Consider the following 15,772-nt stretch of genomic DNA (forward strand, 5'->3'; position numbering starts at 1 on the left):
CAATAGCGTCATGCTGTATTTGCATCATAAAAGGCGATTTTGCTTCCAGATTCTCCACATAGGAGCGCTCCTTCTTGTGTCAGTCATTGCGAGTCTGACCATTCAGGCGCAAGATCGCGCAGCGCTGCTAATGGGAACCGTCTCCGATCCTGCAGAAAGGCCAGTTCGCTCTGTTCAAATCTTCATCGTCGGTGACAAGAACCAGGTGCGCCGTCATGTAGCTACAGGCGTGGATGGTTATTTTGTCGTTCCCGAATTGCTGCCGGGGAGTTATACTCTCGAAGCATATGGTGATGGGTTTGCTGCATTTCAACTCAAACATATAACACTTGGAGTTGGCGATCATCGCACCCTTGGAATCCACTTCATACTCAAATTTCCATACACCGTTGTCACGGTATATGGAGATCCCATAAATTCTGTCACTACAGTGACCATGGTCGATCAAAACCTTATCCAAAATCTTCCAATACCAGGGCGAAGTTTTCCGTCCCTGTTCCTGCTTGTTCCTGGCGTTGTCTTAATGCCAGCACAGCAATCTCTCTCTAATGATCGCGAGTTTAGTTTTGATGGTCAGCCAACGAACGCGAATTATTTCACCGTCGATGGTGTGAGCATGAATACGGCGGTAGGTGTTGACGGTGATGAACTGGATCTCGGTCAAAATGTTAGCTATGGCGTTGCAGGCACCACGATGAATATTCTGCCGATCGATGCGATTCAGGACATACAAGTGAAGGCCGGTAATTTACCGTCCACATTCGGGCGACAAGCGGGAGGACACATTGCACTCACAAGTCGCTCGGGGACAAATAAGTTTCATGGTACTGCTTCTGAATATTTTCGAAATTCTGCTTTGGATGCATCGGACTGGTTCACCAATCATGCGGGTCTGCCACGAGCACAATTGCACCTGAATGATTTTGGCCTAACTCTGGGTGGCCCATTATGGCTTCATGATGGAGAGAAGCATAATTCCAACTACTTTTTCTTCGTCTGCGAGGGATTGCGATCTCTTCAGCCTACAGCCTTCAATACAGATGTTCCCGCTCTGGAACTGCGGCAAAGAGCACCAGCCGCCGTGCAGCCTTATTTGAATGTGTTTCCGCTTCCTAATGGTCCGGAGGATGTGTCCGCGCAGACTGCCACATATACAGCAAGCAACTCTCTTCCGGCATCTTCCAATGCGTTCAGTCTCCGGATTGATCACTTTCAAGGAGATCATTTGGCCCTCTTTGCACGATATAGCTATTCGCCTTCTCAGGTAACGTCAACCTGGACTGGGTGGAATCTTTCGATTTCGAAGAGCCGATCTCAGAGTGCAACATTTGGGGTGACATCGACTCTTAGTCCGCGTACAACAAACAATCTGGCGACAAACTACGGTAAAGATATTGGGAGCACTAAAAGCTACCTTTCCGTTGTAGGTGATTCGTCCGTTCTTCCAGAGGACCTTTTGCTACCTAATTATGCGTGGCAAAGCAAGAGCTATAGTGCGGTGTATACATTCCTCGATTCCGAATACGCCGTTGCGACCCCGGCAGTTAATTCCGTTCGACAAATTAATATCGTGGACAATCTAACTACCACTCGAAGTCATCATGCTTTCACTATAGGTGGAGATTGGCTTTCTCAATTGGCCGATACGTTGCCCAATCACACCGCCGTATCGGTGGATTATCTATCACCAGCAAGTGTGCAATCCGGGATAGCAGACTATGTTTATGTCGCAGCCCAAGATAACATCCGGTTTGTACAGCACAACCTGTCGCTCTATCTTCGGGATATATGGCACTCCAATCATCGTTGGACAATGGATTATGGGATTCGATGGGAATTGAATCCCGCACCGCGGGCATTGGATGGACAACAACTATACAGCGTTAGCGACACGAATACGATTCGTCTAGCGAATGGAAAATCACCTCTCTATCCAACTCGCTATACCGACTTCGCGCCTCGCATGGGCTTAACTTATTTGTTGAATTCGCAGGCAGGACACGAATTGCTGCTGCGTGCGGGAGCTGGTATCAGCTATTCACTCAACAACACGAGCTCGATGTACGATACGAGCACATTTCCTCACACAAGTCAGATTGGAGCATCTAACGTTTCTTTTCCTGCAGGTGCAGTTACGTTGCCCTATCCTCCTACTCCAAAGTTGCAACCTCCATTCGATGGCCAATTCTTCCAAGGTTACCGCACAAACTATGCGGCACCGAAAACATATCAATGGAATATTGGACTTGAACAGTCTTTTACTCCCGACCAATTTATTGATGTAGCTTATGTCGGGTCCTTGGGAAGGAGACTATTTGTTCAACAGTCTCTTATAGATCCAAATGCAAGCTTTATCAATCAATCAGTCGTATCCATCAATCGAAGCGATGCAAACTCCAGTTACCATTCTCTCCAGGTCCAATATAAGCGCCGCCTCTCTCGAGGTCTGGAAGTTATTGCTTCATATACTTGGTCGCACAGCCGGGACGATGCCTCAGAAGATATACCTGTTTCGTCGAACTCACAATTAGCCAGCAGTCTGAAGGGGGAGTATGGTAATTCTGACTTCGATCTCCATAACAGCCTAGGCACAGCATTTACCTACGATGTGCCCTCGATTGCGAGTGGCAAATGGACACAAAGAGTTTTTGAGCATTGGGGAATTTCCAGCTTTGCTTGGACAAGAAGTGGGATGCCGATTGATGTCACATACAACGATTGGGTTGCCGATCTTCCGTTTCCAATGCGGCCCAATCTTGCTTCGGGCCAACCTATATATATCCGAGAGCCATCGTTGCCAGGTGGAATGGTTCTGAATCCAGATGCTTTTACGATACCGACTGGAGGAGGGCAGGGAGCACTTCATCGAAACTCCATCCGTGGACTTCCTTTCTGGCAGGTTGATTTAGGTGTTCGCCGCGACTTCCCCCTGAAGAATAGTATTCGACTCCAATGGAGAGGAGAATTCATTAACGCATTTAATCATCCGCTTTTTGGAGATCCGAATTCCGGTCTGGGTGACGTTCAGAGTGGAGAGCTGACCAGAGACGCTTCATTCGGACAGGTCACTTCGATGTTGGATAACAGCTTGGGAGGTCGCGGACCGCAAAAAGAGTTCCAGATTGGCGGTGCTCGTTCTGTACAGCTTGCAATTCGTCTGAGCTTCTGACTCAGTGGAGATGGCAATATCAATCACATGAATGCGATTCTTGTGCCGGCAAGAGGTGTCGCACAGAAGCTGATCTGTGCATTACGATGTTGCTCTAACCGATCCACTTGGACTTGTATATAAACTTTGCCCAGGAGCGCAAACCACGTTCTGGTTTCTCTGGTAGAGATGATGCCAGCCAATCCCGGACAGGTACTGCGAAACCTGATTTCTTGCGGTTCATGATTTGTGGAGGCAATGCTCTCTTTGGTGTAATCGCCATAGCCAGCTTACTGGGAGGATGGTTTGACCGGATGAGCGATGCGAGCTGTTTCAGCAAAGAGTAATCCACTAGGGGAGTGCGGATTTCAACCGAATGTGCCATGCCCGCCCAATCGGCATCCCTCAACAGTTGGTTACGCAGATAGCGTGTGCTTTCCAGAGCGCTGACCTGCGCGTACAAAGGCAGAGTTTTAATATCGCTCAACTCTTTTGCCACAAATGCATCATTATCCAATGCCTCCAGGCCAGCCAGCGCTAAGTCGGAATCGAGTACCTGAGGAAGCTCCCACGGCATGAACAGCCCTCTGCGCAGAAGATAGGCATCCTCAACGGTATTCCCATACTCAAGAATCCCCGCATATTTCGGAGATGTAATCTGTCCGAGAAGCCGTTCCGTGTATCTTCTGAACAGCCTGCCAAATCTCCGCGATAGGTTAAAGCGCCGTACAAGTGTCACAGCTTGTGGTATCTGCCGAAAACTTCCATAGCCGCCGAAAAGCTCATCTCCCCCAACACCAGAAAACGCTACTTTAAATCCAGCCTCTCGCGCCATCTTTGCAACAAAGTAGCTGTTGATCCCATCAATTGTTGGTTGATCCATTACCTGAATCAAACGAGTCGCCTCAGACGAAAAATCTTCTTTAGAGATGATTGTGGTTTGATGAGCAACTCCATAATGTTCTGCAATGAGAGCTGCCTCCGCGGTTTCATCTCCAGGAGTGTTCTGATACATGTCAAACCCCAATGTGAGAGCCTTCAGCGCTTCGGAGGGCATAACATCGGATGCTATGCCGAGAATCGTGGAAGAGTCCAGGCCTGCTGACAAGAAGACAGCAACAGGTACGTCGGAAGCGAAATGCACTTTGACACTATCGTGAAGTGCATTACGAAGCCGGGCGAAGATAGGCACGTCGTCCTCTGCTGAAGGCAATGCCTCAGCCAACGACTTAGACACGGAGGCGAACTGGTGAAATTGGGGTTCGGTTCCATCTTTAAGCCAAAGGCAATGACCCGCTCTTAAAGAACGAATCCCTTTATAGAGGGTATAAGGTTCTGGAACGCTGCCCCAAAGAAAGAAGCCAGCATGACCGGCGGGCTCAGGAGAAAGATCGACTTCGGGAACTTCAAGTAGCGACTTAACCTGCGATGCAAACCAAAAGCCATTGCGAGTCTGTGCGATGTAAAGTGGTTTGATTCCGTAAGGATCTCGCGCTACGAACAAAGAGCTTTTTTCTTCGTCCCAAATTGCAAATGCATACATGCCGCGTAGGTAGGTGAGCACTTGCGGTCCAAATTTTTGATAAAGCGCAAGAATGCATTCGGTATCGGATGTTCCCTTGAATGGGTATCCAAGCGCCCAACTGCGCAGCTCATCGGAGTTATAAATTTCTCCGTTGAAGATAATAGTCAACTTGCCGTCAGATGTAGTCATTGGCTGAGCGCCATTCGCGCTCAAATCGCGAATGGTCAATCGCCGATGAAGTAAGAGAGCCTTTTTCTCAGGGTGAACCCATCTTCTTTCATCATCAGGACCTCTTTCTTTCATCGAATCAAGGATGCTTCTCTGCACCTTTTCATTCGGAAAATACTCTCCGAAGTTAACCCAACCGGCGATTCCGCACATTCGTTCTTTTGTCCCCGTTCTGACACACCGCGGCTTCGTCTTTGCAGATGACCGCCGGTTACGCTCTCACTTTTGTCTTCATTTAGAAAGACGAGCGTCCATGAATATTGAGACAGGGGAACTTTTCGCTTACGAAGGTTAAGCGCTCTAGCAGCGCTTTACAGGCCTAAGGCTTAGCAGATACCAACATCTGACTCTCATGGTTACTATGCATGTTTGAATGCTCACTGCAATCCTCTTTAGAAACGACATCAGATGATCGACGCCCCCGAACTTTGACCGCTATTAACAACGACGAGGGCTGAACCTATCTAATACAGGTGAAATTGCAATTGAGCGAGGAAAGAGTATTTCGATCAGTAGTGGGCCTGAGCAGGAACTACTATCGCATAGTGCGAATTGTCAGAATCCGTCGACCGAGTGCAGAGTTAATCCTCGTACTTCGAGAGGAAACTCGATCGTGGGCAAAGCATTTACGGACGAGATGCGCCATTTTCGGAGAAGTAGGCGCTTGACGTCATTTGACAAAAATAAGTACCGGCCCGCTTCAATTTTCTAAACCGTCTGGCGGCGCTTTGTTTACACCATCGCATAATCACTATGCTCGTTTGTTGTCGAAAGAAGCATGCGTGAGCTGAGTAGAGCTGCCGGCACTCACTTGCACGGCAACTCTATTGTTTCCATAGCGGACACTACAGTTACCTTCTTTTCTGCTTGAAATTGTTACTGAAACGAGGCGATGGGATCGCCAACGGAGACTAACCTGAAATCCACCACGCGCACACAGTCCACTGATTGACCCATCAGGCCATGCTGATGGCAGAGCAGGCAGGAGATGGATGGAATCGGCTTGTGATTGCAATAACATTTCGGCGATGCCCGCAGCACCCGCAGTATTGCCATCTATGGCAAAAATATTTTGTGAGGCTCCGGCCACTCCGCCTCGGGAGTATGTCAGCAAATTATCTTCGGTAGCGTTTGAGAGCAACCCGAGCAAATGCTTGTGCGCAGCTTCACCATCCCATAGCCTCGCATAGAAGTTTACGAAGTTCGCGCGGGTCCATTCCGTATCCTCCCAGTCAGCGTGGTTTAGACGCCTTTCCAGGGTGACCCGCGCAGCGTGGGCTAAGTCAGGAGTTGTTTCAGGAGAGATCTGATTCTCCGGGTATAACGCGATCAGGTGGGTGGTATGGCGATGATTCGGTATAGCCTCTTCATAATCCTCGAGCCACTCTTGAAGCTGTCCGTATTTGCCAATCTTAAGGGGTGATAATTTTTTCTGTGCCTGTTCGATTCTTTTACCTAAGGCTGCATCCACTGACAACAATGACTGAGACTCAAGGCAGATGCTGAATAGGGCGTAGACGAGGACACGATCACATGTTGGCCCCATAGACTCACTACAAGTCCCACCCGCTGGTGTGCGAAAAGCATTTTCGGGTGACACAGAAGGTCCAGTAACGAGCCATCCATATTTTGGATGCTGCACCATGTAGGCGAGAAAAAATTCGGCAGCTTCACGAAAAATCGGATAGGCGCGGTCGCGGAGGAAATGGATGTCGCCTGTGAACCGGAAATGCTCCCACATCTGCAATGCAATCCAGATACCAGAAGTGACGAAAATCCCCCATCCTAACCCCCATCCCGGAGCTGTATAATCCCATGGGTTCGTAACAACGTGGCTTACCCACCCGGGCGAACCATACAATTCTTTTGCTGTTTGTCGGCCTGAATTGCTCAGTTTTTCAATCAGAGCAAAGAGAGGTGCCTGAGATTCGCTTAGATTTCCAACCTCGGCCAGCCAATAGTTCTGCTCGGTATTGATATCCAGATGGAAATCGTCCGTCCAGCCCATGCTGGAGGCCAGTCCGTCATTCCAGATTCCTTGAAGGGCCAAGGGCAGCGGCGAATTGGCTCGAGAACCAGCAATGGTGAGATAACGTCCATATTGAAAAAACAGCACACAAAGCTCCGGATCATCTGCTCCTTTTGCCATAGCCCGCCTGCGCTGGTCCGTTGGAAGATTTGCGGCAGAGTTGCTGGAGCCAAGATCGAGATGAACTCGACGATAAAGTGTCTGATGATCTGAGATGTGGCGTTGACGAAGGTTATCGTAGTTCCTCGCAGCAGCCCTCCGCAATGCGCTCTCGCAGGCGGCTCCTGGTTCCAGCCCACCATAACTTGTCGTAATTGCAATCAACAAGATTGCTGAGTTGGCGGCGCGTATATCGCATCTGCCTTCGCCCAATGAGGCCGTGCCTCCATGGTGGAGGATCTGAACGTGGACCTCAATGTCGACTCCCTGACTTCCATTGCTGTGCATGGTTTCGAACGCATGTCCCCGAAAAGCGATGGTTTCACTTCCCGAATCGATAAGCGACCCTGGTACTTTGATATTTCCGAAGGAGGTCTTGAAATTAAGAGATTCAGGCGTATCGCTTGTAAGATACACGACCAGCACATTATCGGGGTTTGAAGCGAACGATTCGCGTCGATAATGATGTCCATTCTCCCAATAGTCGACCTTGGCAATTCCTTCATCAAGATCGAGACTTCGTTTATACTGCCTTACATTTTGCGGGGTATCGAAGTCGATTAAAAGATCCAGCAGAGGAAGATTGGTTCCAAATGATGTTGGATGACTCAGGATGTCTTCTTCGCAGAGTTGTTTCCCTTGAGCATAGTCTCCCTGAAAGAAAAGCTCTCGAATGTGTTGGAGGTGATTCAGTCCGCTCATATTAATGTCGGTGGAACTTTTACAGCCAGACCAAGCGGTTGATTCTGAGAGCGCAATGCATTCTTGCTGTATACCTCCGAAGACCATGCCCCCGATCCTGCCATTTCCGATCGGAAGAGCCTCAAGCCATCGCTTTGCTTCGCCTTGGTACCAGAGCATGTTGTGCAGTGCTATATTCTCGGTAAATGCCATGTCTACTTTGGGCGGCAAAACCGCAAGAGCTGCACTACCGCGCAGGAAATCACGTCTTGTTGGTTTCATTAAGTCCTCTTCGCTGTATCATCAAAATTTCGATTGAGAAGATCAGTCCTGCTGCCGTTGCGACTCGACATCATCATCACCCTAGCCAATACATTGTTTAGCAAACTCCTCGACACTCAGAGGCGACGACGCTCCGAGAAGTTGAACTTCCAACCTCCAATGCTGAAATTTACGACCATCAAGGTTATTTGCACGTCCGTTATGATATGCGTCTACTAATGAGTCAAAGTCAGCATTCGTGGGTTCAAGAGCAACTGTATATTGCTTATCCTCTCCGTATTCAGGCCACGCCCCATAACAGATCCACAATCCAAGAAATCGGATTTCTGAAGGCTTGAAGCGGAACACCAGTCCCTGTCCTGTCCTTCGTCTATAAAGAGAGGCCCATCCAGCTTTACCCATTTGTGCAAATAGTTTGTAAGCGGTCGCTCCATCTCGCGCCTTTACTTTGCTGAGCTCCACCGTTATGCCTGACAGGGTTTGGGCGCAAGGCCAAGCAATGCGACTGCGTTGCTGGAATTGACTGGTTGAACAATACTCAACCGCCAACTCTTTGATCTCCTGCGGCAACAAGATCAAGTCTCCGTCTTCCACTCGTAGTAATGGATGGGCCGACCATAGCCATGTGGCGGGTGAATCGGAGAGATTGTAGAGAGAATAATCCAGAATTAGAGATGATTTCACAAGCGTAGCCGACCTCGTTAGCCGAAAGGGCCGTGATGTCGAATCGACATGCATGACAACATCCCGGGCGGTTGATGAATCAACCTGCCAAGTAGTTCGCCACAGGTCCCCATGGTCAGGCACCGCCGCTTCTCCCGATATCTCTTCGCAGCTCGCTATACTTGGCAAGCACTCATCGAAGCCTCCTCCGTCGCTCTGATCAAAATCGGCGTGTGGGGAGACGTGGTGGTAGCTGGTCAGAGGTGGCAACAGAAATTCTTCTCCGCTCAGCTTGCTACGTATGGAAGAAATCTTTCCGCCGAATATCGGTAAGATCTTTACCTCTAGCAGCTCGTTCTCAATAGAGAGTGCTCTCATTGCATCTATTGTCATGCATGCTCATTTCTCTGAATTCGGATTGTCAACTTCGTAGGAAAAATATCTTGACAACTTGCGTTTTAGTATGGCACCTTCATTGTCGGTAACGTAAACGTATCTGATGATCGTTGATTTAATCAAGTATTAAATATGTTTGAAACGTGTACTTACACTACCCTGCCTATCTTTCTATCTCTATAGATATTCCCTGGCTGGGAAGGCATTTTGGTTCTGGGAACTGTTCTTCAAAACCAGCAAGCAGGAGAGAATTATGGCAAATAACACAAGTCGGTTCGCTACATCAAAGGGATTGAGTGTTTCATATCAGATTCCGCATAAAGAATCTTCCTTCTCCCGACTTACCATTGTCGCCCTTCTCTTCGTATCTTTCATAGGCGGTCTTTTATCAGCGGGTGCACAGACGCCCGGAATTGCAGAGCGACCTTATCAGGGATGGAGTAGTTTCAGTCAACAGACAATCTCGAGCAATTTTCTTACTCAGGCCAATATGACAGCCCAATCTGATGCACTGGCTGCTTCTGGATTGCAGCCGCATGGATTTAACTACATCAACATGGATTCAGGTTGGCAGGGAAGCTTCGATGCTAACGGTCGCCCTATCCCCAATACGTCGACGTTTCCTGATATCGCTGCTCTTGTTGCGCATATTCACTCGAACGGACAAAAAGCAGGAATCTACTGGATTCCAGGTGTGGAGTATCCTGCAGTTGTTGCTAATTCTCCTATTCTGGGAACTCCGTATCATATTCAAGATATATTGGCTGTCCCTTACACGGCAGGCAATGCCTTTGGTGGCCCGGGAACATCCCCATATCACTATAAGATCGATTTTACGAAGCCCGGCGCTCAGGAATATATCAACTCCGTTGTGGATCTGTTTGCTTCCTGGGGCATTGACGCAATTAAGCTCGATGGCGTAACCCCTGGTTCGTACAGCTATAACTTGTCGATCGACAATCGAGCCGACGTGAAAGCATGGGCAAAGGCAATTGCGCAAAGCGGCCGACCTATCTGGTTCACAATCTCCTGGGCACTCGATAAGGACTATCTCAGCACGTGGCAGCAATATGCAAATGCGCGGAGGATTGAAGGGGATATCGATTGCGAAGGAAACTGTTCGACAATTACGAATTGGGCGATGACATCGTGGCGTTTTTACGACATGGTCGGGTGGCAGAACGATGCAGGTCCAAGTACCGGATGGAATGATTTGGATTCTCTCGAAGTCATGAACAATACAACATCCGGCCTGAGCTACGAGGAGCGGCAATCTGCAACTACACTTTGGGCGATGGCGAATGCGCCAATGTATCTGGGTGGAGATCTCACAACGCTGGATGACTTCGGAAAACAGTTGCTTTCGAACGATGAAGTGATTGCTGTTGACCAATCTGGTCGGCCTGCGAAACAAGCCATCGGCAGCGATACGCCGGTGTGGTTTACTGATCTTGGGGATGGCAGTTACTATGTAGCGATCTTCAACCTAAATGCGCTTCCTTTGCAGATAGCTGTTCCATGGTCGAGTTTGGGGTTCGCAAGAGCAACCCATGTACGCGACCTCTGGAATCACATCGAGCTCGGATCTTATGATCACGGTTTTAGCACAACGATTCTTGGGCACGGCGTGCGCCTTTTGAAGGTAGATGCAGAAGGAGATGTTCAGCCGGTCGAGTCACAGAGCTACGAGGCGGAGGCGGCTACCTTGAATGGCTCGGCTGTGATCGCTACATGTTCTGCCTGTTCTGGAGGAGAAAAGGTCGGCGGTCTTGGCTTGGGTTCAAATAACAATGTCACTTTCAATAACATTATCGTGCGGCGTAGTGGTGTCTATCAAATGCAGATCGATTCCATGACGCAGGGGCCAAGATCGCTTATTTATCAGGTAAACGGTGGCCCGCTCAATACTTTGAACGTCGGTGGCGGCAGTTTTTTCTTTCCATCAAGCACAACAGTTTCCGTCGCTCTGCATGCAGGAACTAACAGTATTCTCTTTGGTAGCCCTACTAGCTATCCGCCAGACATGGACAGGATCGTAATTAGTGGAAGTGGCTTCGGAGCGCCACCGCTTCCTCATGCAACGACATACGAAGCCGAAAACGCGACGCTGGCGGGAACAGTAACCCCACCGTATTGCGAATACTGTTCTGGAGCTGGTGAAGCTGGAAATATTGGTGGGGGCAGCGGTAATACCGTTACATTTCAAAACGTCAATGTTGTCACAGCCGGAACATATTTGATGGAGATCGATTACCTGACGAGTGGGCCACGATCATTCTTTGTATCTGTCAACGGCGCGGCCAACACAGAGCTCGATCTGAATGGAAGCAGCTTCAGCCTTCCTGCAAGCACAGTGATCCCGGTGCAATTGCGGGCAGGAACGAATACGATTCAGTTTGGCAACGATGACGGCTATGCCCCCGCTTTAGACCGCATCGCAATCGCACCCGTTGTGGCGTCTTCGGACTTGACAGGAGCAATTGCAGCCAAAACTGGTGGAGATGGCCTCCGCATATGGAAGATTTCACTCAACAATTTAGGAACAGGGCGAGGTACAGGAGTTCAGATCAATATGTTTTCAGTGACACAATCTACTGGTGAAGGCTCATGCCATCCACGCATACTTGCGAAACTACCGATTATGGCTAAGGATGTTTCGGCTGGAGCGCACGTCGATGTCGATGTGCCTCTTGATTTTTCCCGTTGCTCAGCGAACGCGCGATTTAATGTTGGCATAGTGTTCTCTGCCAATAATGGCGCGGAGGTCGGCAACTTTGTCGACAGTAATGAGAAACGATGACATGCACGCAGCTCTTTACCTGAAATTCAGTTAGGTGTTGTGAATAAGACAGAACATCGGACGGGCGCTGCAGCTTCAGCTGCAGCGCTTTTGGATACTAGGGCTGTATTTCTGCCTCAACTTGAGTCAACTTCATTGAAGAGCCTACCGATTGAACGGGCGGCTTGATATTGCCAACGGATCGCTCATTCCAATCAAGAAATATCCTGCGATCCGTTCAAGTTGGGAAACCAGAATTGATCTCAAACGAAATTACTTTCGCTTTATAGTGGTCAAGACTTATAACTCTTCTTGACAATCGTCTGGATAGCTACCTAGAGTGAGATTTGCGGTAACGTAAACGGCATTATGAAAATACGTTGATTGGCGGGAAGAAAGCAGCCTCTGATCTGCGCTTTGAAAGAGTAGCTGGGGTCGCATTGGGAATAGAGCATGGAACAGCACAAAGTTTGTAAGGAGCAGGTAAATATGGTGTCAGAGAGCACGGAAGTTTCGAAATTACAACTGCCGGCGGCACCTCTTAGCGAAACAGGTTCGGTCAAAGCCTGGCAGGAGCCAGTTTTGATCAGGGCTTATATGCCTGCAACTCCGGATCCCAATCCATTGTTTCTCGAGAAGCGGGTCTATCAAGGCAGTAGTGGGCGAGTCTATCCTCTGCCCGTCATCGATCGTGTCGACACCGAGCCACGAATTCATCAATGGAAGGCTGCTCATATCGAAAATGAATTCATTCGACTGATGATCCTCCCTGAGATTGGTGGACGAATCCACGTTGGCTTGGACAAGGTCAATGGCTACGATTTTTTCTATAGGCAAAATGTCATCAAACCTGCCCTTGTAGGTCTTGCAGGGCCATGGATATCAGGGGGAGTTGAATTCAACTGGCCACAACATCACCGTCCCGCGACCTTTATGCCGGTTGAACTGAGCATCGAACGCGATCCAGATGGATCCGTGACGATCTGGTGTAGCGATCATGATCCCATGGTGCATATGAAAGGCATGCATGGTATCTGCCTGCACCCGGGAAAAGCATACATCGATCTACGAGTTAGGCTTTACAACCGAACTCAGGATACGCAGACCTTTCTTTGGTGGGCAAACGTCGCGACCAAAGTAAATGAGAAGTATCAATCCTTCTTTCCCAAAGATGTCCGTTTTGTTGCCGATCATGCCAAACGTGCCGTCACGGAGTTTCCTCTCAGTCAAGGAAGTTACTACGGCGTCGACTATGGCCGTCGCGCTATTGAGGGAGTGCCGGATAACGAGGAGCCCACTCATTTTTGCCCGGATGGATCATATCCGCCGAATGATCTAAGTTGGTACTCAAATATTCCTGTTCCGACAAGTTACATGATTGCCAACTCAAAAGGTGATTTTGCCGGTGGCTATGATCACGCTTTGCAGGCAGGCATGGTGCACATAGCCAACCATCATATTTCTCCCGGCAAAAAACAGTGGACATGGGGAAACCACGATTTCGGTTATGCATGGGACAGAAGTTTAACCGACTCTGATGGCCCCTATGTTGAGTTGATGGCTGGCGTCTATACGGACAACCAGCCCGATTTCTCCTTCCTTGCCCCAGGGGAGACCAAAACCTTCAATCAATATTGGTATCCAATCCGCGAGATTGGTGTGCCCGATCTTGCTAATCTCGACGCTGCAATACGCATTGAGAGAAGCTCTGACAATATGATCGTTCACCTTCTTGTAACTCGCGAGATCTCCAATGCAGTAGTCTCGGTTCAGTCTGGTGGACACGAGATAGGTAGATGGCGTGGTCGTCTCGTGCCTGAACATCCCTTGCATACCGAGCTAGCGATTGACGGCGATCTGCAAGACATAGAAGTGGTCGTGAAGGAAATTAGCGAAAACGAGGATTTAATCCTCCATTATGCTCCTGCCAAAATAGCCGTTGCACCTCGCCCGGCAACTGCGACGGAACCAGAATTGCCGGAAAATATCCGTTCAAGTGATGAACTCTACCTTGTCGGATTGCATTTGGAGCAGTACCGTCATGCAACTCGAGAACCCGTTTCGTACTGGCAGGAAGCTGTTCGACGAGATAGCGCAGACAGCCGCTCCAACCATGCTCTGGGGCGGTGGCATCTCCGACGCGGCGAATTCTCCATAGCTGAACGTTATCTCCGTACTTCCATTGAGCGTCTTACCGAACGGAACCCGAATCCATACGACGGCGAGCCTTACTACAACCTAGGATTGACCTTAAACTATCAGGGGAGAATCTCCGAAGCCTATGAAGCTTTTTACAAGTCCACCTGGAATTCCGCGTGGCGAGGACCCGCTTACCATCGTCTAGCGGAGATCGATTGTGGGCGGCTTCAATGGAAGAACGCTCTCGATCACCTTGAGCGTTCCTTGAGAGCAGATACAGACAACTTGAATGCACGCAATCTGAAGACCGTTGTGCTCCGAAAACTAGGCAGGGACGAAGAGGCAGCGCTCTTCCTCTCAGCGACATGTGAGCTTGATCCTCTCGACAATTGGAGCCGCTATCTGAACTCGCGAACAAAACCGTTGAATGAGCAGCAAAGACTTGATTTAGCCTTTGATCACCTGCGAGCCAATCTATTGGAAGAAGCTGCTGACATCCTTTCGACGAATTGCGTAAATACGGATAGTGCGCTGTCAACTATGCAGCTTTATGGTCTGGCACATGTTTATCTCCTGCTAGGGTGCAAAAAGATGAGTGATGAGACATACCAACTCGCGGCTGCTGCGGAGCCAGCCTATGTTTTCCCTAGCAGGCTGGAAGAGCTTGTGCTGTTGGAGTCTGCTATAGACCGAAATCCGCTTGACGCAAGGGCTCGGTATTATTTGGGCAATCTTCTATATGACAAAAGACGGCATACAGAGGCTATCGAGTTATGGGAGCGCGCTGCGGAGCTGGACCCTCATTTTCCCACGGTTTGGAGAAACCTTGGGTTTGCTTACTCCAACATCCGTCATGATCAAAAGAGTGCTCTTGCGGCATTCGCTCGAGCACGAGCAGCCGCACCTAACGATGCCCGCATAGCCTATGAGCAAGATCAGTTGCTAAAGCGCACGGATGCAAGTCCTGAGCGTCGACTTGCATCCTTCGAGCAATTACAGAAGTTGGTGGCATCGCGCGACGATCTCTCTGTGGAGCTTGCCACACTTTATAACCAGGTTGGACGTCCACAAGACGCATTAAAGGTCTTACTCTCGCGTCGATTCCAACCATGGGAAGGCGGCGAAGGTTTAGTGCTGACGCAATTCGTCCGAGCAAATCTTCTTCTCGGTCATAAGGCGCTTGCTGAGGGCAAACCCGAGGTTGCAATTTGCAGATTTGGAGCCGCATGGAATCTACCTGAAAGTCTTGGGGAAGCAAAACACCTTCTAATGAATCTCAGCATGATCGACTATTGGCTGGGAGTCGCGCATGCTGCTAATCGAGATAACGATCAAGCGTCCCTCCACTGGGAGCGTGCAGCAATGGTGCGGGCTGACTTCCAACAGATGCAGGTTCATTCCATCTCGGATATGACGTACTGGAACGGAAAGGCGCTCGCCAGGCTTGGCAGGAATGATGAGGCGAAGGATGTCTTTCAAGAGATATACGACTACTCCATCAGACTCGAAGATCAGCCCTCACGAATAGATTATTTTGCGACCTCGCTCCCCACGATGCTGCTCTTTGATGATGATCTGGATCTGCGGCAGAAGATTTCAGCAAAATTTCTTCGCGCTCAAGCTCTCCTTGGTCTTGGACGCGTATTTGAAGGAACCGCTTTGCTCAACGAGGTGCGAACTCTTGACGCAAATCATTCAGGAGCAGCTGATTTATTGTCAGCTATTGAAATGGCTGTGGTCTAG

Annotated in this window: 6 protein-coding genes; 3 read left to right on the plus strand and 3 right to left on the minus strand. The window is 49.3% G+C overall.

Features of this window, described 5'->3' with window-relative positions; all coding sequences use genetic code 11:
- Positions 1-76 precede the first annotated feature (76 nt).
- Complete coding sequence (locus IEW09_RS04135; RefSeq protein WP_188552857.1) at positions 77-3,169, plus strand: TonB-dependent receptor; 3,093 nt, start codon at positions 77-79, stop codon at positions 3,167-3,169.
- A 94-nt stretch (positions 3,170-3,263) separates the two neighbouring features.
- Here the strand turns inward: IEW09_RS04135 and asnB are convergent, their stop codons facing one another.
- The 3 genes from asnB to IEW09_RS04150 form a co-directional block, all read right to left on the minus strand.
- Positions 3,264-5,054 (minus strand): asparagine synthase (glutamine-hydrolyzing), encoded by a 1,791-nt coding sequence (gene asnB, locus IEW09_RS04140; RefSeq protein ID WP_188552858.1) that lies wholly within the window; start codon positions 5,052-5,054, stop codon positions 3,264-3,266.
- A 598-nt stretch (positions 5,055-5,652) separates the two neighbouring features.
- Entirely contained in the window at positions 5,653-8,052 is a 2,400-nt protein-coding gene (locus tag IEW09_RS04145) for a glycoside hydrolase family 95 protein (protein ID WP_229739066.1), read from the minus strand.
- An 81-nt stretch (positions 8,053-8,133) separates the two neighbouring features.
- Positions 8,134-9,108 (minus strand): DUF5107 domain-containing protein, encoded by a 975-nt coding sequence (locus IEW09_RS04150; protein ID WP_188552859.1) that lies wholly within the window; start codon positions 9,106-9,108, stop codon positions 8,134-8,136.
- A 256-nt stretch (positions 9,109-9,364) separates the two neighbouring features.
- On the opposite strand from IEW09_RS04150, the gene IEW09_RS04155 reads away from it, so the two are divergent.
- Both IEW09_RS04155 and IEW09_RS04160 read left to right on the plus strand, forming a co-directional pair.
- A complete protein-coding gene (locus IEW09_RS04155; RefSeq protein WP_188552860.1) occupies positions 9,365-11,911 on the plus strand; it encodes an alpha-galactosidase D in 2,547 nt (848 codons plus the stop codon).
- A gap of 432 nt (positions 11,912-12,343) precedes the next feature.
- Complete coding sequence (locus IEW09_RS04160) at positions 12,344-15,772, plus strand: DUF5107 domain-containing protein (protein ID WP_229739067.1); 3,429 nt, start codon at positions 12,344-12,346, stop codon at positions 15,770-15,772.

Origin of the sequence: Edaphobacter dinghuensis (assembly GCF_014640335.1) — a bacterium.
GTDB classification, from domain to species: Bacteria; Acidobacteriota; Terriglobia; order Terriglobales; family Acidobacteriaceae; genus Edaphobacter; species Edaphobacter dinghuensis.